Here is a 24409-nt window from a genome sequence, read left to right on the forward strand (position 1 = left end):
CCCACAGGGATTGGGGCATGACTAAGATTCCGTGGGCGCCCGACCGCAATGCCGGTACATCCGGTGCATCTCTATCGTCAGCCACTTTTCGCGAATGAATTCCCACAGGGATTGGGGCATGACTAAGATTCCGTGGGCGCCCGACCGCAATGCCGGTACATCCGGTGCATCTCTATCGCCAGAGCCATTTTTCGCGAATGAATTCGCTCCCACAGGGGATTGAGGTATGACGGGGAGAGCGTGAGCGCCCAACCCGCGAAGAGCGTTAGCTCCAGCCAGAATCGCTGTTGCTCTTCTTCCGCGATAGACCAGACACCGCAGAACGCGACTTGGGTGCAGGCCGAACGCAGGCGATGCGGAGTGGGTCGAGCGGCAGGGATGCCGCGAGAGCGCCGCAAGGACATGGATGTCCGTTCGGCGCGGGCCCACGGAGTGTCGCCGGAGTGAGGGAACCCGACGAAGGAGGGCCAAACCAGGAGCAAAGCGTTTTTGGTTACTTTTGGCTGGGCCGGCATTCCGGGCGCTCTTGCCAAAAGTGACCCGCCGTAAGGGCGGAACCATTAGCTGCCGTTACCGCAGCAATGGATATACACCCAAAACCCTCACCCACAAAAAAGCCCCGCTCAAGAGCAGGGCTTCTTCACATCTACCGAACCATCACAACCCGGCGTGTTGCACCAGCGTCAGCAGCGGCTGTGGATAGACACCCAGGAAGAACGCCAGCAGCGTAATCCCCAACAGCATCACACCACCCGCACGTTGCGCCCAGTTGAACGGGGCATCGTGGCGCTGGATCTTCGAGTCTTGCAGATACAGCGTCACCATCACCCGCAGGTAATAGAACACACCGATCGCACTGCCAATCACCAGCGAACCGGTCAGCCACCACAGGTGAGCTTCGACGCCCGTCGCGATGATGTAGAACTTACCGATGAAGCCCGTGGTGAGCGGAATACCGGCCAGCGACAGCATCATCACGGTCAGTACAGCGGTCAGGTACGGACGGCGCCAGAACAGGCCACGGTATTCGAACAGCGCATCCGCATCGCGGCCGCTGTACGGCGACGACATCAGCGTGATCACGCCGAACGCACCCAGGCTGGTCAGGACGTAGGTCACCAGGTACACGCTGATCGCCTCGACGGCCATGCCTTTGCTGGCGACCATCGCGATCATCATGTAGCCGAAGTGCGCGATGGACGAATAACCCAGCAGACGCTTGAGGTTGTTCTGAGTCAGGGCCAGCAGGTTACCGATGATGATCGACGCGACGGCGATGACCGACATGACATCGGTCAGCACGCCGCTGGTGGCGGCCGGGGAGATATGGAAGAGGCGAACCAGCACACCGAACACCGCGACCTTGCTGGCGGTGGCGAGGAACGCCGCCACCGGGGCAGGAGCGCCTTCGTACACGTCCGGGGTCCACAGGTGGAACGGCACCAGCGACAGCTTGAAGCCCAGGCCGATCAACATCATGCCCAGACCCAGGCTCGCCATCTGGCTTGGCATGCCGGTGGCCGCGAGAGCCTTGCCGATTTCAGCGAAGCCCAGGCTGCCCGCGTCGGCGTACAGCAGCGCCATGCCGAACAGCAGGAACGCGGAACCGGCGGCCGACAGCACCATGTACTTGATACCGGCTTCCAGCGAACGCTTGTTGAAGAAGGCGTACGCCACCAGACCGTAGACCGGCACCGACAGCAGTTCCAGACCGATGAACAGGCTGGCCAGGTGTTGCGCGGCGACCAGCACCATCGCACCGGCCGCAGCCATGAGGATCAGCAGGTAAAGCTCTTCGCGGTTGCCCGGGTAACCCGCCTTGCCTTCACCCAGATAGGCGTGTGCCAGGGTGACACACGCCAGGGTCGAGACCAGGATGATGCCGATGTACAGCAGGGCGAAGCTATCGATCTGCAGCAGGGGAGTGACCACCAGCGGCGCGACCTTGAGGGCCGGGTAAATCGACAGCAATGCCAGGTTGAGTCCCGCCACGGTGAGCAGGAACGATTGCGAGTGATTGCGACGCCATGCGATGCCCAGCATCACCACCACAACGGTGATGCTGGTAATCAGCAGCGGCGCCAGCGCAATAAAGTGTTGAATCGTCAGGTCCATAGCGCTCTTACCGGGCCGAAGCGAGTTGAGTGAAGGCGGTGCCGAGCCATTGCTGCACGCCATGCATGGTCGCCGTGGAAGTGTCGAGAACGTGCTGCGGGGCGATACCCAGCAGGACCAGCAACACGGCCAGGCCGAGCACCATGATCAATTCCCGACCGTCCATGCCCTTGAGGATTTCCTCGGTCTTGGCCGGGCCGAAGTACACGCGGTGGATCATGATCAGCGAATACACCGAACCGAACACCAGGCCGGACGTCGCGATGGCCGTGATCCACGGTGCGTGGACGAAGCTGCCGATCAGGATCAGGAACTCGCCGACGAAGTTACCGGTGCCTGGCAGGCCCAGCGACGCGGCGGCGAAGAACAGGCTGATGGCCGGCAGGTACGCGATCTTGTTCCACAAGCCGCCCATTTCACGCATGTCGCGAGTGTGGGTGCGCTCGTACAGCTGACCGCTGAGGATAAAGAGCGCGGCGGCCGACAGACCGTGCGCCAGCATCTGAACCACCACACCTTGCAGCGCTTGCAGGCTGCCGGAGTAGATACCGATCAGCACGAAGCCCATGTGCGAGACGCTGGAGAAGGCGATCAGGCGCTTGATGTCGGTCTGCGCGAACGCCAGGAAGGCGCCGTAGAAGATACCGATCAGGCCGAGGATCATCGCAATCGGCGCGAACTCTGCCGAGGCGTTCGGGAACAGCGGCAGGGCAAAACGCAACAGACCATACGCAGCGGTCTTCAGCAGGATACCCGCCAGGTCCACGGAACCTGCGGTTGGGGCCTGGGCGTGAGCGTCAGGCAACCAGGAGTGCAGCGGCACGATCGGCAGCTTCACCGCGAAGGCGATGAAGAAGCCCAGCATCAGGATGTACTCGGTGCTGTGGGACAGCTTGGTCTTCAACAGGTCCGCGTAGGCGAAGGTGATTACGCCGGTCTGGTTGAAATGCACCAGCACCAGACCGAGGATCGCCACCAGCATGATCAGGCCGCTGGCCTGAGTGAAGATGAAGAACTTGGTCGCGGCGTAGATACGGGTTTTCTTGCCGTCTGCCGAGCTGTGACCCCAGAGCGCGATGAGGAAGTACATCGGCACCAGCATCATTTCCCAGAAGAAGAAGAACATGAACAGGTCGATGGCGAGGAACACGCCGACGACACCGCCCAGGATCCACATCAGGTTGAGGTGGAAGAAGCCGACGTTACGCTGGATCTCTTTCCACGAGCAGAGTACCGAAAGGATACCCAGCAGGCCGGTCAGGAGAATCATCAGCAACGACAGGCCATCCAGCGCCAGGTGCACGCTGATGCCGAAGCGCTGGATCCACTGGGCCTTGAATTCAACGGCCCAGGTCGGATCGGCGCCAGGGGCTGGCGCGTAGCTGTAAGTACCGGTCATCCACAACCACAGACCCAGGGCCGTGAGGAGGGACATTGTCAGCAGCGCAATCCAGCGCGGCAGGGTAGGGCCGAAGCGCTCACCTTGCCAGCACAGCAGGCCGCCGATGAAGGGGATCAGGATTAGCCAAGGCAGAATCATGACGGGCTCAATTCCTTTCGCAAAGTCGCAAGGTTCATGTCAGATCGACTCATCAGACCAGCACAATCGCGCCAAGCACCAGTACGGCACCTGCGGCGATCGAAGCGGCGTACCAGCGGAGCTGACCGGTTTCACTGCGGCTCATCAACGTGTTACCGGCTTTCGCGAGACGCGGGATCAGGCCGATGGTGTGGTCGAGCGGGTCGCCACGCAGCAGACGGCTGATAGCCAGGTAAGGTTTGACGAACAGCAAATCGTAAACCCAGTCGAAGCCCCAAGCCGCGAACCACCAGGCGGACAGGAAACGACCCGGACCGCTGTTGGCGATGGCCGTCACCAGACGACGCTTGCCGAGGAACAGCAGCGCGGACAGCAGGATACCGGCCAGGGCAATGGCACCCGAGGCGATTTCCAGGCTGTGCTTGGCTTCGCCACCGGCGTGACCCGCGCTTTCCGGCAGTACGCCAGCCAGCGGTGGATGAATCCAGGCGCCGATGAAGGTCGACAGCACGATCAGCACGCTCAACGGCAGCCAGTGGGAAATCCCATGGCCAGCGTGGGCTTCGGTCTTCGCTTCGCCGTGGAAGGCGATGAAGATCAGGCGGAAGGTGTACAGCGACGTCATGAAGGCACCGACCAGACCTGCGTAGAGCAGATACTGATGGCCGCTGGCGAAGGCTTCCCAGAGGATCTCGTCCTTGGAGTAGAAGCCTGCGGTCAGGATCGGCAGTGCCGCCAGGGCCGCGCCGCCGACGATGAAGCTGGTGTAGGCCAGCGGCAGTTTCTTCCACAGGCCGCCCATCTTGAAGATGTTCTGCTCGTGGTGGCAGGCAACGATCACCGCACCGGAGGCAAGGAACAGCAGGGCCTTGAAGAATGCGTGGGTCATCAGGTGGAAGATCGCGCCTTCCCAGGCACCCACACCCAGCGCCAGGAACATGTAGCCGATCTGGCTCATGGTCGAGTAGGCGAGGATACGTTTGATGTCGGTCTGCACCAGTGCTGCGAAACCGGCCAGCACCAGGGTCACACCGCCGACGATGCCGACCAGGTGCAGGATGTCCGGCGCCAGGGCGAACAGGCCGTGGGTACGGGCGATCAGGTAGACGCCCGCGGTCACCATGGTGGCGGCGTGGATCAGTGCCGACACCGGGGTAGGACCGGCCATTGCGTCTGCCAACCAGGTTTGTAGCGGCAGTTGCGCCGATTTACCGACCGCACCGCCCAGCAGCATCAGGGTCGCCAGCACGATCCAGAAATCGCCGACCTTGAAGTGCTGAGGCGCACGGACCAGCAGTTCCTGAATGTTCAGCGTGCCCAGTTGCTGGAACAGGATGAACAGGCCGATCGCCATGAACACGTCGCCGATGCGGGTCACGATGAAGGCTTTCAGTGCGGCGTTGCCGTTGTTGCGGTTGCTGTAATAGAAACCGATCAACAGGTACGAGCACAGGCCCACGCCTTCCCAACCGAAGTAGATGAACAGCAGGTTGTCGCCCAGGATCAGGAACAACATGCTGGCAATAAACAGGTTGGTGTAGGAGAAGAAACGCGAGTAGCCGTCTTCACCGCGCATGTACCAGGACGCGAACAGGTGGATCAGGAAGCCGACGCCGACCACGACACCCAGCATGGTGATGGACAGGCCATCGACGTACTGGGCGAAGTTAGGGTCGAAGCCGTCAACCGACATCCACTGCCACAGCACCAGGGTCAGGTGACCGCCTTCCGGCGGCGCGACGTTGAATTGCCAGATCACGTAGGCAGCGACGATGGCCGACAGGCCAATGGAGCCGACACCGATCAGGGCAGACAGGTTTTCCGACCATTTGCCGCGCGAGAACGACAGCAGCAAAAAGCCGATCAGAGGGAATACGAACGTCAGGAAGAGTAGGTTCATCCGCGCATCTCGCTGGCAGCGTCGATATCGAGAGTGTGGAAGCGGCGATACAGTTGCAGCAGGATCGCCAGGCCAATGCTGGCCTCGGCTGCGGCAAGGCTGATCACCAGAATGAACATGATCTGACCGTCAGGCTGCGCCCAGCGGCTGCCCGCCACGACGAAGGCCAGTGCGGCAGAGTTCATCATCACTTCCAGGCTCATCAACACGAACAGAATGTTGCGGCGTACCAACAGGCCCGCCAGACCGAGGCAGAACAGGACACCGGCAACCGCCAGGCCATGTTCGAGAGGGATCGTCGAGTGCATGGGGTTACTCCTTCGCCTCGTTGCGGCCGACATGGAACGCCGTCACGGCTGCAGCGAGCAGCAGCATCGACGCGAGTTCGACAACCAGCAGGTAAGGACCGAACAGGCTGATGCCGACGGCCTTGGCGTCCACCGTGGTGTGACCGATACCGGCACCGGTGGAGTTGGCGAACAGCACATACAGCAGCTCGGCCAGCAGCAAGCCGCCCAGCAGGATCGGGCCGAGCCAGATACCGGGCTTAAGCCAGGCGCGTTCCTGCTGAACCGAGGCCGGGCCCAAGTTCAGCATCATCACCACGAACACGAACAGCACCATGATGGCACCGGCGTAGGCGATCACTTCCAGGGCACCGGCGAACGGCGCGCCGAGGCTGAAGAACGTCATGGCCACGGCGATCAGCGAAATGATCAGGTAGAGCAGGGCGTGCACCGGGTTCGTGTTGGTAATCACCCGAAGGGTGGCCACAACAGCAATGCCGGATGCGAAATAGAAAGCGAATTCCATCTTTCTTCCTTAAGGCAGCAAGCTCTTGACGTTGATGGGCTCGGCTTCGTTCTGTGCGGCGCCTTTCGGCTTGCCAGCGATCGCCATCCCCGCAACGCGGTAGAAGTTGTAGTCAGGGTTCTTGCCGGGACCGGAGATCAGCAGATCTTCCTTCTCGTACACCAGATCCTGACGTTTGAACTCGGCCATTTCGAAATCCGGCGTGAGCTGGATCGCGGTGGTCGGGCAGGCTTCTTCACAGAGACCGCAGAAGATGCAACGCGAGAAGTTGATGCGGAAGAAGTCCGGGTACCAGCGACCGTCTTCGGTCTCGGCTTTCTGCAGCGAGATGCAGCCGACCGGGCAGGCCACGGCGCACAGGTTGCACGCTACGCAGCGCTCTTCGCCGTCGGGGTCGCGGGTCAGGACGATACGGCCACGGTAACGCGGTGGCAGGTAAACCGCTTCTTCCGGGTATTGCAGGGTGTCGCGCTTACGGAAGCCATGGCCGAAGACCATGATCAGGCTGCGTAGCTGGGTACCCGTACCCTTAACGATGTCGCCAATATATTTGAACATGGGTCAAATCCTCACTGAGCCGCCAAGACGACCGCAGCGGTCACTAGCAAATTGATCAGGGTCAGTGGCAGGCAGAACTTCCAGCTGAAATCCATCACCTGGTCATAACGCGGACGCGGGATAGAAGCGCGCAGCAGGATGAACAGCATGATGAAGAACGCGGTTTTCAGGACGAACCACATGAATGACAGTTGCGGCAGGATGTTGAACGGGCCGTGCCAGCCACCGAAGAACAGGGTCACCAGCAGCGCCGAGATCAGGATGATGCCGATGTACTCACCGACGAAGAACATGCCCCACTTCATGCCGGCGTATTCAATGTGGTAACCGTCGGCCAGTTCCTGTTCCGCTTCCGGCTGGTCGAACGGGTGACGGTGAGTCACGGCGACGCCAGCGATGAAGAAGGTACAGAAGCCGAAGAACTGCGGAATGATGAACCACAGGTGATCGGCCTGGTACTGAACGATGTCGCCCATGTTGAACGAACCGACCTGCACGATGATGCCCATCAGGGACAGGCCCAGGAACACTTCGTACGAGACGGTTTGTGCCGAGGCACGCAAGCTGCCCAGCAGGGCGTACTTGTTGTTCGAGGACCAACCGGCGAACAACACCGCGTAGACCGAGAGACCGGCCATGGCGAAGAAGAACAGCAGGCCGATGTTCAGGTCGGCGACCACCCAGGTCTGGGTGACCGGGATGATCGAGAACGAGATCAGCAGGGCACTCATGGCGACGACCGGCGCCAGGGTGAAGATCATCTTGTCGACGAAGGGCGGGTTCCAGTCTTCCTTGAAGAACATCTTCAGCATGTCCGCAGCGATCTGGAACATACCGAACGGGCCGACGCGGTTCGGACCGTAACGGTCCTGCCACCAGCCCAGCAGACGACGTTCGACGAAGCTGAGCAGCGCGCCGCAGACCACCACGGCGAGCAGCACCACGATGGCCTTGAGAACCGCGATGATCGAGTCGATCACTTCAGGGGTAAACCACGTCATTGTGCTGCCTCCTGCAGACCCTCAACGGTTTTCCCGGCCAGGGCCGGAGGAATGCCGACCAGACCCGATGGCAGTGCCACCAGACCTGCGCCCAGTTCCTCATTGATGCGCAGTGGCAGACGCAGGGTCTGACCGGCAACGTTGAGGCTGAGCAAGGCACCGTCGTTGACGCCCAGGCGGTCCGCTTCGGACTTGGCCAGCGACACGTAGGCTTCAGGGATACGCTCTTGCACCGGTGCGGCTTTCGAGGAGTTTTCCTCGCTGCCGAACAGGTGGAAGAACGGCACGACCTGCCAGGTGCCTTGGGCAGGGGAGAAGGCGCGAGGCACGGCTGCGAACCAGCTCAGCTTGTCGCCGCTGCTTTCGATCAGGCGTACGCCCGGATCGCCTGCACGCAGGTGACCACCCACTTCGTCCTGGAACTTGTTCCACGCTTGTGGGGAGTTCCAGCCCGGCGACCAGGCGAAAGGCACCTGGGAGCGCGGTTCGGCGGAGCCCGAGTAACCTTCCATCGAGAACGAGAACGCGGTGTCCTTGTCCTGAGAGGTACGCGGTTCATGCACACTGATGTTGGCGCGCATGGCCGTCCGGCCGCTGTAACGCAGCGGTTCGCGGGCCAGTTTCAGGCCCTTGATGCGGAAGCTGGCGGAAGGGGCGGCACCGACGATACCGGCCAGTTGCGCATTACTCGCGGCGACGGCTTCGGTGACGTGGTCCAGTTGCGTCCAGTCCACAGGCTTGTTCAGCAGGGTCGCGCGCAGGGCGTGCAGCCAGCGCCAGCCTTCATGGATCTGGATGCTGGCGTCGAGGTAGGTCGGATCATAGACCTGGAAGAAGCGCTGGGCGCGGCCTTCCTGGCTGACCAGCGTACCGTCGCCTTCAGCGAAGCTGGCGGCTGGCAGCACGAGGTCAGCACGGTCAGTGGTCGCAGTCTTCTGGTGGTCAGCGACGATCACCACTTTTGCGGCTTTAAGTGCAGCTTCGACCTTGGCAGCGTCAACGCGGGTGAACAGGTCGTTTTCCAGCACGACGATGGCGTCGGCCTTGCCCGAGATCACTTGATCCAGCGCGGCATCGACCGAATCACCACCGAACAGGGCCAGGCCCATGCTGTTGGCTTCCGGCACGATCAGGCTCAGGGAGCCGTTCTTGTCGCGCAGTTTCAGGGCTTTGGCGATGTTGGCAGCGGCTTCGATCAGCGCGTTGGAACCCAGCGAAGTGCCGGACACGATCAACGGACGCTTGGCGGCCAGCAGGGCCTCAGCGATACGACCGGCCAGTTCCAGCGCTTCGGCGTCCAGACCCGCAACCGCAGGGGCGCTTGCATCGATGGCGTGGGCCACGGCAAAACCGATGCGGGCCAGATCGTCGGGAGCGGCGTGTACACACTCTTCGGCGATGTCGTCCAGACGGGTGTCAGCGAGGCTGGCGATGAACAGCGGGTTCAGTTCGTGCTGACCGATGTTCTTCACGGCGGCGTCGAGCCATGGCTGGACTTTCATCGCAGCGGCCATGTCTTCAGCCTTGTTTTTCACCGACTGACGCAGACCGAGGGCCATGCGTGCGGCGGTCTGAGTGACGTCTTCGCCGAGGATGAACACGGCGTCGTGCTCTTCGACTTCACGCAGGGTCGGGATCGGCAGCGGGCTGTCTTTCAGGACCTGAACGACCAGACGCACACGCTCCAGCTCACCGGCTTCGATGCCCGAGTAGAAATGCTCGGCACCGACCAGTTCGCGCAGGGCGAAGTTGCTTTCCAGGCTGGCACGTGGCGAACCGATGCCGACGATGTTGCGACCGCGCAGCAGGTCGGCGGCCTTGTCCAGTGCTTCGTCCAGGCTCAGCTTGACGTTGCCTTGGGTCAGCAGCGGCTGACGTGGACGGTCAGTGCGGTTGACATAGCCATAGCCGAAACGGCCACGGTCACACAGGAAGTATTGGTTCACCGAACCGTTGTAGCGGTTCTCGATGCGGCGGATTTCGCCGTAACGCTCGCCGGGGCTGATGTTGCAACCGCTGGAGCAGCCATGGCAGATACTCGGCGAGAACTGCATGTCCCATTTGCGGTTGTAGCGCTCGGAGTGGGTCTTGTCGGTGAACACACCGGTCGGGCAGACCTCGGTGAGGTTGCCGGAGAACTCGCTTTCCAGCGTGCCGCTTTCAACGCGACCGAAGTACACGTTGTCGTGGGCGCCGAACACGCCGAGGTCGGTGCCCCCGGCGTAGTCTTTATAGAAGCGCACGCAGCGATAGCAGGCGATGCAACGGTTCATCTCATGCGCGATGAACGGGCCCAGCTCCTGGTTCTGGTGGGTGCGTTTGGTGAAGCGATACCGGCGCTCGTTGTGGCCGGTCATCACGGTCATGTCCTGCAAATGGCAGTGACCGCCTTCCTCGCAGACCGGGCAGTCGTGCGGGTGGTTGGTCATCAGCCATTCGACGACGCTGGCGCGGAACGCCTTGGATTCGTCGTCGTCGATGGAGATCCAGGTGTTGTCCGTGGCAGGGGTCATGCAGGACATGACGATACGACCACGGGTGTCGTTCTCGTCGGTGTACTGCTTGACCGCGCACTGGCGACAGGCGCCAACGCTGCCAAGGGCTGGATGCCAGCAGAAATAAGGGATGTCGAGCCCCAGCGACAGACAGGCCTGTAACAGGTTGTCTGCGCCATCGACTTCGAGCGCTTTGCCGTCTACGTGGATAGTAGCCATGGTTCAAAGTTCTTCGTTGGCCCGGTGTCAGCGGGCGTGGCTAATGGAATCTCGGTGCTGCCACGGTTCAAACAGCCAGTGAGGCGCAACCGGGGCAAAGGTCGACAGGTTTTTGAGGCTTATCGACCGGTCAGTCTTTTTTATGCGCCGACAATCGTCGGTGCTTTGCCGGGAACGAGACCGGGCGCCGCACGTTGAGGTGCGATGCCGGCTTCGAATTCCGAGCGGAAGTATTTGATCGCGCTGCCCAGAGGTTCCACGGCGCCCGGTGCGTGGGCGCAGAAGGTCTTGCCTGGGCCGAGGAAGTTGACCAACCCCAGCAGCGTCTCGATATCGCCCGGTTGACCCTGGCCATTTTCGAGGGCGCGCAGCATCTTCACGCTCCATGGCAAGCCATCGCGGCAAGGGGTGCAGAAACCGCACGACTCCTGGGCGAAGAACTCTTCCATGTTGCGCAGCAACGACACCATGTTGACCTTGTCGTCCACCGCCATCGCCAGGCCCGTACCCATTCGGGTGCCGACCTTGGCCACGCCACCGGCGTAGAAGGCGCAGTCCAAGTGCTCAGGCAACAGGAAACCGGTACCGGCACCGCCGGGCTGCCAGCATTTGAGCTTGAAGCCATCGCGCATGCCGCCCGCGTAGTCTTCGAACAGCTCGCGCGCGGGCAGACCGAACGGCAATTCCCAGATGCCGGGGTTCTTCACCTTGCCGGAGAAGCCCATCAGCTTGGTGCCGTGGTCTTCGCTGCCTTCGCGGGCCAGCGATTTGTACCAGTCGTTGCCGTTGTTCACGATCGCCGGGACGTTGCACAGGGTTTCGACGTTGTTCACGCAGGTCGGCTTGCCCCACACGCCGACAGCGGCAGGGAAGGGCGGCTTGGAGCGCGGGTTGGCGCGACGGCCTTCCAGGGAGTTGATCAGCGCGGTCTCTTCACCGCAGATGTAACGCCCGGCGCCGGTGTGCACGAACAGTTCGAAGTCGAACCCGGTGCCCAGGATGTTCTTGCCCAGCAGACCTGCCGCCTTGGCTTCAGCCACGGCGCGGTTCAAGTGCTTGGCAGCGGTGACGTATTCGCCACGCAGGAAGATGTAGCCCCGGTAGGCCTTCAGCGCGCGGGCACTGATCAGCATGCCTTCTACCAGCAGATGGGGCAGTTGCTCCATCAGCATGCGGTCTTTCCAGGTGTTCGGTTCCATCTCGTCCGCATTGCACAGCAAGTAGCGGATGTTCATGGATTCGTCTTTAGGCATCAGGCCCCACTTCACGCCCGTGGGAAAGCCTGCACCGCCGCGACCCTTGAGGCCGGAGTCCTTGACCGACTGAACGATTTCGTCAGGCGATTGCTGGGCAAAGGCCTTGCGGGCAGCCGCGTAGCCGTCTTTGGCCACGTATTCGTCGAACCACACGGGCTCGCCGTCGTCGCGCAGGCGCCAGGTCAGCGGGTGGGTTTCCGGCGTGCGCTGGATCAGGTTGGCCGGGCCGAAGGAAGTGATGGTCATACGTAACCCTCCAGCAGCTGGGCAACGCCAGCCGGCTGCAGATTGCCGAAAGTGTCGTCGTCGATCATGACCGCCGGCGCCTTGTCGCAGTTGCCCAGGCAGCAGGCCGGCAGCAGCGTGAAGCGGCCATCGGCGGTGGTCTGACCCAGGCCGATGCCCAGCTTGTTCTGGATTTCGCCGACGATGTCTTCGTGACCGGCGATATAGCAGACCATGCTGTTGCAGACGCGGATGATGTGACGGCCCACGGGCTGACGGAAGATCTGGCTGTAGAACGTGGCCACGCCTTCAACGTCGCTGGCGGGGATGCCCAGCACTTCGCCAATGGCGTAAATCGCGCCGTCCGGCACCCAGCCGCGTTCCTTCTGGACAATCTTCAGGGCTTCGATGGACGCCGCGCGCGGGTCCTCGTAGTGATGCATTTCGTGCTCGATGGCCGAGCGCTCGGATTCGCTCAAGGCGAAACGGTCTGTCTGGATAAGCGTGCTGTTCATGCTTAGCGGTCCACGTCGGCCATAACGAAGTCGATACTACCCAGGTACGCGATCAAGTCCGCGACCATGCTGCCTTTGATCACCGAAGGGATCTGCTGCAGGTGCGGGTAGCTTGGGGTGCGAATCCGGGTACGGTAGCTCATGGTGCCGCCGTCGCTCGTCAGGTAATAACTGTTGATGCCCTTGGTCGCTTCGATCATCTGGAAGGATTCGTTGGCCGGCATGACCGGGCCCCACGAAACTTGCAGGAAGTGCGTGATCAAGGTTTCGATGTGCTGCAGGGTGCGCTCTTTCGGCGGCGGCGTGGTCAGCGGGTGATCCGCTTTGTACGGGCCTTCCGGCATGTTGCGCATGCACTGGTCGATGATCTTGATGCTCTGGCGCATCTCTTCGACGCGGACCATGCAGCGGTCATAGGCATCGCCGTTGTGCGCCAGCGGCACTTCGAATTCGAAGTTCTCGTAACCCGAGTACGGGCGCGCCTTGCGCAGATCGAAGTCGCAACCGGTGGAACGCAGCCCGGCACCGGTGACGCCCCATTCCAGGGCCTCTTTGGTGTTGTAGGCGGCGACGCCGATGGTACGGCCCTTGAGGATGCTGTTCTGCAGCGCAGCCTTGGTGTATTCGTCCAGGCGTTTCGGCAGCCATTCGACGAAATCCTTGACCAGCTTGTCCCAGCCGCGTGGCAGGTCGTGAGCGACGCCACCGATGCGGTACCAGGCCGGGTGCAGGCGGAAACCGGTGATGGCTTCGATCACGGTGTAGGCTTTCTGGCGGTCGGTGAAGGTGAAGAACACCGGGGTCATCGCACCGACGTCCTGGATGTACGTACCCAGGAACAGCAGGTGGCTGGTGATCCGGAAGAACTCGGCCATCATGATGCGGATGACGTCGACCTTCTCAGGCACCTTGATGCCGGCCAGCTTCTCGACCGAAAGCACATACGGCAGGTTGTTCATCACGCCGCCGAGGTAGTCGATACGGTCGGTGTACGGGATGAAGCTGTGCCAGGACTGACGCTCGGCCATCTTTTCGGCACCACGGTGGTGGTAGCCAATGTCAGGTACGCAGTCGACGATCTCTTCGCCGTCCAGCTGCAACACGATACGGAATGCACCGTGAGCGGAAGGGTGGTTCGGACCCAGGTTGAGGAACATGTAGTCCTCGTTGGTGCCGGAACGCTTCATGCCCCAGTCTTCCGGACGGAAACGCGCAGCTTCCTCTTCCAGTTGCTGTTTGGCCAGCGTCAGGCTGTACGGGTCGAATTCGGTGGCGCGGGCAGGGTAGTCCTTGCGCAGCGGGTGACCTTCCCAGGTCGGCGGCATCATGATGCGGCTCAAGTGCGGGTGGCCCGGGAAGTCGATCCCGAACATGTCCCACACTTCACGCTCGTACCAGTTGGCGTTCGGCCAGATGCTGGTGACGGTCGGCACGCTGAGGTCGCCCTCGGACAAGGCCACTTTGATCATGACGTCACTATTACGCTCTACCGACAGCAGGTGGTAGAAGACGGTGAAGTCAGCGTCCGGCAAGCCACGGCGCTTGGTGCGCAGGCGTTCGTCGACGCCGTGCAGGTCGTACAGCATCGAGTACGGCTTGGGCACGTTGCGCAGGAATGTCAGGATTTCGAACAGTCTGGCGCGCGCCACCCACAGCACTGGCATGCCAGTGACGGTGGATTGGGCGGTGAACGCGTCGGCGCCAAAACGGTTGTGCAATTCAACGACGACCTCTTGGTCGTCAGCCTTGTAAGGCGGGATGTACAGAGCGGTGTCTGCAGTCATAGGTCTCGATCGCTATCGGTCAACGTACAGAATGAACCCAGGTTCAGGCTTCTTTTTGTAAAGAAAACTGGATCAGACTTCGTCGGGGCTGCGCAGGTTGGTCACCGCGATACGCTGTTCGCGGCGCTGTTCCTTCTGCGACGGCATCTCGGCGCGGTACACGCCTTGGTCGCCGACGACCCAGGACAGAGGACGTCGCTCCTGGCCAATGGATTCCTGCAACAGCATCAAGCCTTGCAGAAATGCCTCTGGGCGGGGCGGGCAGCCGGGCACGTAGACATCGACAGGCAGGAACTTGTCCACGCCCTGCACAACGGAATAGATGTCATACATGCCACCGGAGTTGGCGCACGAACCCATGGAAATGACCCATTTAGGTTCGAGCATTTGCTCGTAAAGGCGCTGGATGATCGGGGCCATCTTGATGAAGCAGGTGCCGGCGATGACCATGAAGTCGGCCTGACGCGGCGATGCCCGGATGACTTCGGCGCCAAAGCGCGCGATGTCGTGAGGCGCCGTGAAGGCGGTGGTCATTTCCACGTAGCAGCAAGACAGACCGAAGTTGTACGGCCAAAGGGAGTTCTTGCGACCCCAGTTGACAGCACCGCTCAGCACGTCTTCGAGCTTGCCCATGAAGATGTTTTTGTGAACTTGATCCTCTAACGGATCGGAAACGGTTTCCCGTTCGCCAATCGGATACTGCTCGTTAGGAGCATCGGGGTCGATCCTGGTGAGATTGTATTGCATTGCCAAAGCCTCATTGTTTTAGCTTCGCCTGCCGATTACGACGACCAACGGGAGCCCAATCGAGCGCCCCTACCCGCCATAGGTAGACAAGACCTGCCAACAGAATTGCTATGAAAACGAGAGCTTCGGCGAAGCCGGTCCAGCCGCTTTCGCGGACGGACACAGACCAGGCGTACAGAAAGAGGGCTTCGATATCGAAAATCACGAACAGCATCGCGACCAGATAGAATTTTGCGGAGAGCCGCAGGCGGGCGCCGCCTGTAGGCAGCATGCCGGATTCGAACGGTTCGTTCTTGCTGCGACCCCAGGCTTTGGAACCGAGCAGGCTGGAGAGACCGAGCATGAATGCGCAGAGGCCGATGACGCCCAAAAGGAAAATGGCGAAGCCCCAGTTGTGGGCAATCAAACCTGTCGATTCGGACATGCTGGCAATCCTTAGCAGAGAGCAAAGGTCTCTGAGCTTGAAAAAGAAGTAGAGGCAGTGACGATATGTCGCAGAGCGATCAATCACGGGATTTTATGTGCAAAACAGGGGCAAGTAAATTTTCTACATCAAATTTATTCACGGGATTAATGAGCCAGATCACGGATGACGTGCTTAGGGCCTCTGAACACGGGCATTACAGCTCATTTCGTTAATTATGTTTTCTGTAAACGGTAAAGAAAAAGCGAGGGGTTAAATGATAATTACTATCATTTGAAACTGCCTTCTGCATCTGTCCTCGTGAGCTGATGAAGTTGGCGTAACAGCTTCCGTCAAATGACGAGCTAATAGGCGATCTTTCTTATTAACTTTTGCAGATCCATTCGTCATGTCTATCGACTGATGACCTACTACTTGAGTAGGAGATTAAATGCCCGCAAATGACAAAGGCCGCCCATGGGCGGCCTCTGCATGATGCGTTGAACTCAGTGGAACTGTTCTTCTTCGGTCGAGCCGGTCAGCGCGGTGACCGAGGACTGGCCGCCCTGAATTACGGTGGTCATGTCGTCGAAGTAGCCGGTGCCCACTTCCTGCTGGTGCGCCACGAAGGTGTAGCCTTTGGCAGCGTCAGCGAACTCCTGCTCTTGCAGCTTCACGTAGGCGGTCATGTCGTTGCGGGCGTAGTCGTGCGCCAGGTTGAACATGCTGTGCCACATGTTGTGGATGCCCGCCAGCGTGATGAACTGGTGCTTGTAGCCCATCGCCGACAGCTCGCGCTGGAATTTGGCGATGGTCGCGTCGTCCAGATTCTTCTTCCAGTTGAAGGAAGGCGAGCAGTTGTACGACAGCAGTTGATCCGGGTATTCCTTCTTGATCGCCTCGGCGAAACGACGGGCTTCGTCCAGGTCCGGTTTGGCGGTTTCGCACCAGATCAGGTCGGCATACGGCGCATACGCCAGACCGCGAGCGATGGCCTGATCCAGACCGGCGCGCACTTTGTAGAAGCCTTCCGGGGTACGGGTGCCGGTCACGAACGGCTTGTCGTACGGGTCGCAGTCCGAGGTCAGCAGGTCCGCCGCGTTGGCGTCGGTGCGGGCCAGGATGATGGTCGGAACGCCAGCGACGTCAGCCGCCAGGCGCGCAGCCACCAGCTTCTGCACGGCTTCCTGAGTCGGCACCAGCACCTTGCCGCCCATGTGGCCGCATTTCTTCACTGAGGCCAGTTGGTCTTCGAAGTGCACGCCTGCGGCGCCTGCTTCGATCATGCTTTTCATCAGCTCGTAGGCGTTCAGTACGCCGCCGAAACCGGCTTCGGCGTCCGCCACGATCGGCGCGAAGTAGTCGATGTAACCTTCATCGCCCGGGTTCTTGCCGGCTTTCCATTGAATCTGGTCAGCGCGGCGGAACGAGTTATTGATGCGCTTGACCACGGTCGGCACCGAGTCCACCGGGTACAGCGACTGGTCGGGGTACATCGATTCGGCGGAGTTGTTGTCCGCGGCCACTTGCCAGCCGGACAGATAGATCGCCTGGATGCCGGCCTTCACTTGTTGCACGGCCTGACCGCCGGTCAGGGCGCCCATGCAGTTGACGAAGTCTTTGTCGGGACGGAAGGACGGTTTCGCGCCTTGGGTCACCAGGTTCCAGAGCTTTTCAGCGCCCAATTTGGCGAACGTGTGTTCTGGCTGGATCGAGCCACGCAGGCGGACGACGTCAGCAGCGGAGTAGGTGCGGGTCACGCCTTTCCAGCGTGGATTCTCGGCCCAGTCTTTCTCGATGGCTGCAATGTGTTGTTCGCGTGTCAGTGCCATGGGGTAAACCTCGTCGCTTGGTCTTGTGGGTCTAGAGGTGAAGCTCGTTGCTCTGTCAGCGCCTGAGGTTTCTTCAAGGCGCACTTTTGGGTGCTCACGAAATCGGAAAGCATGCGTTGCAATCGGGGTGTTTGTTCGCGATCACGGTAGTGAGGCGATGAAACGGCCTTTTGGGCTTAAAAGACGCGAATCGGCTCGATCTTGTTAAGTTCGGACGCGATTCTGCTGCGTTCTACAAAACCTTCTTTTCTGCGGGAGCGAGGCCATCATGCCTCGGCTTTTTTTCGTCGTCAAACGTTTTGTAGTGATATTTTTAGCGCACTACATCTTTCGTCTAATACGACTCATCAGTCAGTTTCGGGCTCGGAGGTGCTGGTACGGGGGAGTCGGCGGGAATGCTGGGTGGTCACGGGAAACAGGCGAGATGTAGTGCGCTGAATGGCACTACATATTGTGGGAGGGAAGGGGGTCTCAGGAGGGGCTCAGTCGAGGCTGTCGACCTTCACGCGCAGGGTCATGTCGTCGCGGCCCTGGGTCGAGTAGCGGCGGGTAACGCCCTGCTCGTCGGCGCGGGACTGGTCGCTGACCCCGGCGAGGGTGATCCATTCGCCCAATCGCCCGCTGACTTGCGTGTCTGTGCTCTGCACCTTGATCGCGTCGGCCTGTTGCTGGCTCATGCGGTCGTTGTTGGTGCTGATGTTCAGGTGAACGATGTCGCCAGTAATCGTGGCTGTCACGTAGAAGCCGCGGGTGACGTTGCGGTATTGGGTGTTGGTCTGTGCATAGCCGTATGAGTCGGTCTGCACATTGGTGATCGGAATGCTCTGACCAACCTGGATCAGTGCCGGGGTGCCTTCGTTGGCCTGCACCTGTTGCACGCCGCCGTCACGACTGGCAGTGCCGTAATTAATGATCCGGGTTTTGCCGTCGGCACTGACGCGGCCATTTTGTGAGCGCACGGTGCCGTTGACCGAATAGCCCTGGTCGTTCTGGACGGTGTTGTCGCTGGTGTCGACGCTGATCATCAGGCGTTTCGGCGCGGTGTCGAGCTGAGACAGCAGGTCGCGGAGCTCGCCGATTTTCGCCGGTTCAGCATTCACGATCAGCTTATTGCCGTAGGCGTTCACGGTGCCTTCGTTGCCGAGAAAGGATTTCACGGTGGGCATCAGGTCGTCGCTGGTGCGGTAATTCAAGGGAATGACTTCGGTGGCGGCAACGGCTGTGAAGCTGCAAGCCAACAGCACTGAAGCGAGCAGGGTGCGTAACGACATCGGTGTGATCTCCGCGAAGGGGGCGCATCAAAGCGTTGAGTGTGCCAGTTTGTCGGCCTGCACACGGCCAAATTGAATCGCAGACAGCAGAACGCCCCGGCGTCCTGGTCTCAGCATAGTCAGCCAAGGCGAGGGCGGCGGGGCGTTCAGTGTGCGCGAGATCGCCGGTTTAGCGCGAGCTGCGCACCATGTCCACGTGAGGCAGACCGGCTTCCAGGAACTCCTCACTCACCACGGTAAAGCCAAAACGCTCATAAAACGCCGTGGCGTACACCTGGGCGCTGAGTTTCTGCTCCTTGAGGTCGCGCTTTTCCGCTTCGGCAATGACGAAGTTGAGCAGCGCGTCTCCGACTTTCAGGCCACGCCAGTCCTTGAGGACCGACAGTCGCCCGATCTCGCCGTCTGGTAGCAGCCGGGCCGTGCCAATCGGGTAGTCGCCTTCCAGTGCCAGAAAATGCAGTGCGCCTGCGCCTGCGTCTTCGGCGTCCCACTCCAGTTCGGGCGGCACCGATTGCTCGGCGATGAACACAGCTTCGCGAATACGCCGGATGTCGGCGTTGTCTTTCTGCCAGTCGGCTACCCGTACGTGGATCTTATTCATCAGCAAACCCCAGACTTCCTTGCTTGACCAGCTCGCAGAGCAGGTTACGACCATCGTCATCTGCCAGCCATTGGCCCAGATTGTCGATATGCAGTGCATCGGCCGAGCAGACCAGTTTCAACAGCTCGCGCAGACGACCGGGCAGCAGACGGCTCTGGCCGCTGGCGAACAGCAGCAGGTCCTCGTCGACTTCGGACCACGCCAGGCGCGCGCTCGGGTTGCGAATCAGGATCGCGCCCTGTTCCATGCTGTCGAGCAGTTCAGCATCGTCCAGTTCCGGCCCGACCACCATTTCCGGGTAGCGTGGCTCGGTCATGAACTGGCCGAACCAAGTCAGCAGCAGGCGCTCGTCGCTCATGTGTTCGGCGAGCAGGGCCTTCAGGCGATCCAGCGCGTCGCGTTGAATTTCGTGCGGGTCGCTGACCGGTTGCGCGTCGGCGTCGGTGTAACGCTCTTCGTCCGACATGAACTGGCTGAGGAAGTCGGTGAAGTGGGTCAGCACTTCCGCCGCGCTCGGGGCGCGGAAACCGACCGAATAGGTGAGGCAGTCGTCGACGGCAACGCCCCAGTGAGCCAGGCGTGGCGGCAGGTACAGCATGTCGCCCGGTTCCAGCGTCCACTCATCGGTGCCCTGGAAGTCGGCGAGGATGCGCAGGTCGGCATGCTCAAGCAGCGGGCTGTCGGTGTCGCACATCTGGCCGATTTTCCAGTGACGCTTGCCATGGCCTTGTAGCAGAAAAACGTCGTAGTTATCGAAGTGCGGGCCAACACTGCCACCTGGCGCGGCGTAGCTGATCATCACGTCGTCAATGCGCCAGCTCGGCAGGAAGCGGAAATTGTCCAGCAGCTCGCCCACTTCAGGCACGAATTGATCGACGGCCTGAACCAGCAGGGTCCACTCGGTTTCCGGCAGCTTGCTGAACTCGTCCTCGGCGAACGGGCCGCGGCGCAGTTCCCATGGGCGAATGCCGTTCTCGATGATCAGGCGCGACTCGATCTCTTCTTCCAGGGCCAGGCCGGCCAGTTCGTCAGCGTCGATCGGGCTTTCGAAGTCCGGAATCGCCTGGCGGATCAGCAGGGGTTTTTTCTGCCAGTAATCGCGCAGGAACTCACGCGCTGTAATGCCACCAAGCAGCTGAACAGGAATATCAGGATTCATGTGTAACCTATTGAAAAAACGTGTTTTTCAGACTGGAATAAAAACGCCCGGCTCAGCCGGGCGTTCAGAGCGTGTGCGGCTGGATCAGATACGCTTGGCTTGTGCCACGGCGTTGCCAATGTAGTTGGCCGGGGTGAGCTTTTTCAGCTCGGCCTTGGCTTCGGCAGGCATGTCCAGGCCGTCGATGAAAGTCTGCAACGCCTCTGGGCTGATGCCCTTTCCGCGTGTCAGCTCTTTCAGTTTTTCGTACGGGTTCTCGATGTCGTAGCGACGCATCACCGTCTGGATCGGCTCGGCCAGGACTTCCCAGCACGCGTCCAGATCAGCGGCGATCTTCTGCTCGTTCAGCTCCAGCTTGCCGATGCCCTTGAGACTGGCTTCGTAGGCAATCACGCTGTGAGCGAAGCCCACACCGAGGTTGCGCAGGACGGTGGAGTCGGTCAGGTCGCGCTGCCAGCGGGAAATCGGCAGCTTGCTCGCCAGGTGCTGGAACAGCGCGTTGGCGATGCCCAGGTTGCCTTCGGAGTTTTCGAAGTCGATCGGGTTGACCTTGTGCGGCATGGTCGACGAGCCGATTTCGCCTGCGACGGTCTTCTGCTTGAAGTAACCGAGGGAGATGTAGCCCCAGATGTCGCGGTCGAAGTCGATCAGAATGGTGTTGTAGCGCGCGATGGCGTCGAACAGCTCGGCGATGTAGTCGTGCGGTTCGATCTGCGTGGTGTACGGGTTGAAACCCAGACCCAGCTCGCCTTCGATAAAGGCGCGCGCGTTGGCTTCCCAGTCGATGTCCGGGTAGGCGGACAGGTGCGCGTTGTAGTTGCCGACGGCGCCGTTGATCTTGCCCAGCAGCGGAACGGCGGCGACTTGAGCGATCTGACGCTCCAGGCGGTAGACGACGTTCGCCAGCTCTTTGCCGAGGGTGGTCGGCGAGGCAGGCTGGCCGTGGGTGCGCGACAGCATCGGCACGGCGGCGAAACGGATCGCCAGCTCGCGGATCGACTCGGCGATCTGACGCATCAGCGGCAGCAGCACGGTGTCACGGCCTTCGCGCAGCATCAGCGCGTGGGACAGGTTGTTGATGTCCTCGCTGGTGCAGGCGAAGTGAATGAATTCGCTGACCTTGGCCAGCTCCGGCAATTTGGCCGCCTGCTCTTTAAGCAGGTATTCGATCGCCTTGACGTCGTGGTTGGTGGTGCGCTCGATTTCTTTCACGCGCTCGGCGTGTTCGAGGGCGAAGTCATCGGCCAGCGCATCGAGGATGGCATTGGCTTCGGCGGAAAACGCCGGGACTTCAGGGATTTGCGGGTGTGCCGCCAGGCGCTGGAGCCAGCGAACCTCGACGAGGGCGCGGAAACGGATCAGGCCGTATTCGCTGAATATAGGGCGCAGGGCCTGGGTTTTGCCGGCGTAGCGGCCGTCTACAGGGGAAACCGCAGTGAGCGAAGAAAGCTGCATGGGGTGCTCTCGGACAGTCGGGCAACGAAATGGGGCGCGTATCATACATGAAAATTCGGGTCAGCCGAGGCCGACTGACCGAGATGGATCGCGCCGTGTGTGCGTAACGGGCTGTTTCCAGGTGCGCGGCGATCAGCCGTGCATCAGCGGATACAGTTCTTTCAATAACTTGCGACGGCTGATGACCAGTTGCCAGCGGTGACCGCCCACTTGTCGCCAAAGCCGTGCGCAGCGAATCCCGGCCAGCAGCAGGGCGCGGATTTTCGAGGCGTTGTTGGGTTGTTGCAGGTTGCGCATGTCGCCGTGGACCTGAATCCGCTGACGCAGGGTGCTCAGGGTGTCCTGATACAGCGCGCCGCTGGCGGCGATCACGTTCTCGTGAACGATGCCGAAATGCTCCACTTGCGACTGGATCTGAGGCAGGCGTTTGCCGATGGTTTCCAGCATGTCGTCGCGCTTGGATAACTGACGTTCCAGGCCGAGCATGGCCAGTGCGTAACGTAATGGCTCCCGTTGCAATGTGCCCGGGTCGCGTTCAAGAGCGCTGGCGAGGGCGCGATAACCTTCGCGCAGGTTCAGGTCGTCACCGCCGAACACTTCCAGTGTGTCCTTGGGGTCCATCACCAGCAGGCCGCCCAGCAGGCAGCCCACGGCGGTTTCGCTGGCCTGACCGGTCTTGGCGATGCGGTCCACCAGCACGGCGGCCTGAAACACGCCGCCCAATGCGGTGAGTTGCTCTTGAATCGGACTCATCAACGAGGGTCCTTGCTGTGCCAGGGTTCGGCGATTTCAATGACGCCACCGCCGAGACAGATTTCGCCGTCGTAGAAGACCACGGACTGCCCCGGCGTCACGGCGCGTTGCGGCTCGTCGAACGTGGCGCGGTAGCCGGTGGCGGTGCGTTCCAGGGTGCAGTGTTGATCGCCCTGGCGGTAACGGACCTTGGCGGTTAACTGGCGTGGTGTGCTGAGGTCGATCGGGTTGACCCAGTAGATTTCCGAAGCGAGCAGGGCGCGCGAGAACAGCCATGGGTGCTCGTTGCCCTGGCCGACGATCAATTCGTTGTTCACCAGGTCCTTTTCCAGCACATACCACGGCTCGTCGCCCGCGTCTTTCAGGCCGCCGATGCCCAGGCCCTGACGCTGACCGATGGTGTGGTACATCAGGCCAGCGTGGCGCCCGATGACGTCGCCTTCGGTGGTCTTGATCTCGCCCGGTTGAGCGGGCAGGTACTGCTTCAGGAAGTCAGTGAAGCGGCGCTCGCCGATGAAGCAGATGCCGGTGGAATCCTTTTTCTTGGCGGTGGCCAGTTCGTACTTCTCGGCGATGGCACGGACTTCCGGCTTTTCCAGTTCGCCAACGGGGAACAGGGTCTTCGCGATCTGTTCGCCCGCGACGGCGTGCAAGAAGTAGCTCTGGTCCTTGTTGGGGTCCAGGCCCTTGAGCAGCTCGGTGCGGCCATCGATGTCGCGACGCCGCACGTAGTGTCCGGTGGCGATCAGGTCGGCGCCGAGCATGAAGGCGTAATCGAGAAACGCTTTGAACTTGATCTCGCGGTTGCACAGGATGTCCGGGTTCGGCGTGCGACCGGCCTTGTACTCTTCAAGGAAGTGCTCGAAGACGTTATCCCAGTACTCGGCGGCGAAGTTCACTGTGTGCAGCTTGATACCGATTCGGTCGCACACGGCCTGGGCGTCCGCGAGGTCGTCCATGGCGGTGCAGTATTCCGTTCCGTCGTCTTCTTCCCAGTTCTTCATGAACAGGCCTTCCACCTGATACCCCTGCTCCATGAGCAGAAGGGCGGAGACCGAAGAATCCACGCCGCCGGACATGCCGACAATGACGCGCTTCTTTTCTGTATTGGAAAAGGCTGAATCAGACATAGGGGTTTCGATGGGTAGCTTGGAAAAGGACGCGATTCTAGCAGGGAGTCGGCGCCAAGGCTAAAAGCTATTCAATTGCGCACAACATCGAGGCTGTGTAGGGGGCCAGCGAGGTAGTCGTCGAGGCAGTCCAGCACCAGATGACTGCGCCAGCGGTCGGGCTGATGGGCCAGCTCGTCGCGGGTCAGCCAAGGGGCGCCGACGATGCCGGTGTCCAGCTCGCGCCCCGGATGATGCTTGATCGGTTTGGCGGCGAAGCACACGCGCTGGTAGGTCACGCCGTTGCTGGGCGCGGTGTACAGATAAATGCCGACCACGCCGGTCAGCTCGACCTCCCAGCCGGTTTCTTCCAGGGTTTCGCGGATCGCAGCTTCGCGCAGGGTTTCGTCCGGTTCCAGATGCCCGGCAGGCTGATTGAGGACCAGCGTGTCGTTTTTCAGTTCTTCGACGAACAGGAAGCGACCGTTGTCTTCGACGATGGTGGCGACAGTGATGTGGGGTTGCCAGGTCATGTAAAGGGCTCTTATTTATGTGGGAGGGGACGAGCGACGCTGGTCTCTGTGGGAGCGAATTCATTCGCGATGGCGTCGGCACACCAGGCATCGTTATCGTCTGACACACCACTTCGCGAATGAAT

General features: G+C 60.9%; 21 protein-coding genes. All 21 read right to left on the reverse strand.

Going from position 1 to position 24409, the window contains the following annotated elements; genetic code table 11:
* Positions 1–657: 657 nt before the first annotated feature.
* The 21 genes from nuoN to ACWKWE_RS11275 all read right to left on the reverse strand — a co-directional run bounded on the left by nuoN (position 658) and on the right by ACWKWE_RS11275 (position 24284).
* Complete coding sequence (gene nuoN, locus ACWKWE_RS11175; protein WP_483850547.1) at positions 658–2115, reverse strand: NADH-quinone oxidoreductase subunit NuoN; 1458 nt, start codon at positions 2113–2115, stop codon at positions 658–660.
* Between the two features lie 7 nt (positions 2116–2122).
* The gene (gene nuoM / locus ACWKWE_RS11180) at positions 2123–3655 is read right to left on the reverse strand and encodes an NADH-quinone oxidoreductase subunit M (RefSeq protein WP_166594800.1); all 1533 of its coding nucleotides are present in this window, start codon (positions 3653–3655) and stop codon (positions 2123–2125) included.
* A 52-nt stretch (positions 3656–3707) separates the two neighbouring features.
* Positions 3708–5555 carry an NADH-quinone oxidoreductase subunit L gene (gene nuoL, locus ACWKWE_RS11185; RefSeq protein WP_483850548.1) on the reverse strand — a complete coding sequence of 616 codons (1848 nt, stop codon included), beginning with the start codon at positions 5553–5555 and terminating at the stop codon, positions 3708–3710.
* Positions 5552–5863 (reverse strand): NADH-quinone oxidoreductase subunit NuoK, encoded by a 312-nt coding sequence (gene nuoK, locus ACWKWE_RS11190; RefSeq protein WP_166594802.1) that lies wholly within the window; start codon positions 5861–5863, stop codon positions 5552–5554. Before nuoK ends, nuoL begins: the two co-directional genes overlap by 4 nt.
* A gap of 4 nt (positions 5864–5867) precedes the next feature.
* Complete coding sequence (nuoJ, locus tag ACWKWE_RS11195; RefSeq protein ID WP_062380728.1) at positions 5868–6368, reverse strand: NADH-quinone oxidoreductase subunit J; 501 nt, start codon at positions 6366–6368, stop codon at positions 5868–5870.
* Positions 6369–6377: 9 nt separating this feature from the next.
* Entirely contained in the window at positions 6378–6926 is a 549-nt protein-coding gene (gene nuoI, locus ACWKWE_RS11200; protein ID WP_062380730.1) for an NADH-quinone oxidoreductase subunit NuoI, read from the reverse strand.
* An 11-nt stretch (positions 6927–6937) separates the two neighbouring features.
* Complete coding sequence (nuoH, locus tag ACWKWE_RS11205) at positions 6938–7927, reverse strand: NADH-quinone oxidoreductase subunit NuoH (RefSeq protein WP_166594803.1); 990 nt, start codon at positions 7925–7927, stop codon at positions 6938–6940.
* Positions 7924–10641 carry an NADH-quinone oxidoreductase subunit NuoG gene (gene nuoG / locus ACWKWE_RS11210; RefSeq protein ID WP_166594804.1) on the reverse strand — a complete coding sequence of 906 codons (2718 nt, stop codon included), beginning with the start codon at positions 10639–10641 and terminating at the stop codon, positions 7924–7926. The genes nuoH and nuoG overlap by 4 nt, the downstream gene beginning before the upstream one ends.
* A gap of 140 nt (positions 10642–10781) precedes the next feature.
* Positions 10782–12143, reverse strand: coding sequence for an NADH-quinone oxidoreductase subunit NuoF (gene nuoF, locus ACWKWE_RS11215; RefSeq protein WP_341963453.1), 1362 nt, complete (start codon positions 12141–12143; stop codon positions 10782–10784).
* Positions 12140–12637, reverse strand: coding sequence for an NADH-quinone oxidoreductase subunit NuoE (gene nuoE / locus ACWKWE_RS11220; RefSeq protein WP_341963455.1), 498 nt, complete (start codon positions 12635–12637; stop codon positions 12140–12142). Before nuoE ends, nuoF begins: the two co-directional genes overlap by 4 nt.
* A gap of 2 nt (positions 12638–12639) precedes the next feature.
* Entirely contained in the window at positions 12640–14421 is a 1782-nt protein-coding gene (nuoC, locus tag ACWKWE_RS11225) for an NADH-quinone oxidoreductase subunit C/D (protein WP_166594807.1), read from the reverse strand.
* A 72-nt stretch (positions 14422–14493) separates the two neighbouring features.
* Positions 14494–15168, reverse strand: coding sequence for a NuoB/complex I 20 kDa subunit family protein (locus ACWKWE_RS11230; RefSeq protein WP_074755324.1), 675 nt, complete (start codon positions 15166–15168; stop codon positions 14494–14496).
* A 10-nt stretch (positions 15169–15178) separates the two neighbouring features.
* Entirely contained in the window at positions 15179–15592 is a 414-nt protein-coding gene (locus ACWKWE_RS11235; protein WP_108239282.1) for an NADH-quinone oxidoreductase subunit A, read from the reverse strand.
* Between the two features lie 485 nt (positions 15593–16077).
* Complete coding sequence (gene aceA, locus ACWKWE_RS11240; RefSeq protein ID WP_341963461.1) at positions 16078–17403, reverse strand: isocitrate lyase; 1326 nt, start codon at positions 17401–17403, stop codon at positions 16078–16080.
* Positions 17404–17885: 482 nt separating this feature from the next.
* Complete coding sequence (locus ACWKWE_RS11245) at positions 17886–18674, reverse strand: secretin N-terminal domain-containing protein (protein ID WP_341963462.1); 789 nt, start codon at positions 18672–18674, stop codon at positions 17886–17888.
* A 169-nt stretch (positions 18675–18843) separates the two neighbouring features.
* Positions 18844–19275, reverse strand: a complete 432-nt coding sequence (locus ACWKWE_RS11250) for a GNAT family N-acetyltransferase (protein ID WP_166594810.1) — start codon at positions 19273–19275, stop codon at positions 18844–18846.
* On the reverse strand, positions 19268–20434 hold the full coding sequence (locus ACWKWE_RS11255) for a ribosomal protein uL16 3-hydroxylase (RefSeq protein ID WP_483850549.1): 1167 nt from the start codon (positions 20432–20434) through the stop codon (positions 19268–19270). The genes ACWKWE_RS11250 and ACWKWE_RS11255 overlap by 8 nt, the downstream gene beginning before the upstream one ends.
* Positions 20435–20518: 84 nt before the next feature.
* The gene (gene purB, locus ACWKWE_RS11260) at positions 20519–21889 is read right to left on the reverse strand and encodes an adenylosuccinate lyase (RefSeq protein WP_166594812.1); all 1371 of its coding nucleotides are present in this window, start codon (positions 21887–21889) and stop codon (positions 20519–20521) included.
* Between the two features lie 132 nt (positions 21890–22021).
* A complete protein-coding gene (gene hflD, locus ACWKWE_RS11265; protein ID WP_483850550.1) occupies positions 22022–22642 on the reverse strand; it encodes a high frequency lysogenization protein HflD in 621 nt (206 codons plus the stop codon).
* Positions 22642–23772, reverse strand: coding sequence for a tRNA 2-thiouridine(34) synthase MnmA (gene mnmA / locus ACWKWE_RS11270; protein ID WP_166594814.1), 1131 nt, complete (start codon positions 23770–23772; stop codon positions 22642–22644). Before mnmA ends, hflD begins: the two co-directional genes overlap by 1 nt.
* Before the next feature lie 71 nt (positions 23773–23843).
* Positions 23844–24284: an NUDIX hydrolase gene (locus tag ACWKWE_RS11275; RefSeq protein WP_483850551.1), complete on the reverse strand. Its 441-nt coding sequence runs from the start codon at positions 24282–24284 to the stop codon at positions 23844–23846.
* Between the last annotated feature and the right edge of the window lie 125 nt (positions 24285–24409).

It is taken from the genome of Pseudomonas salicis (assembly GCF_057128705.1).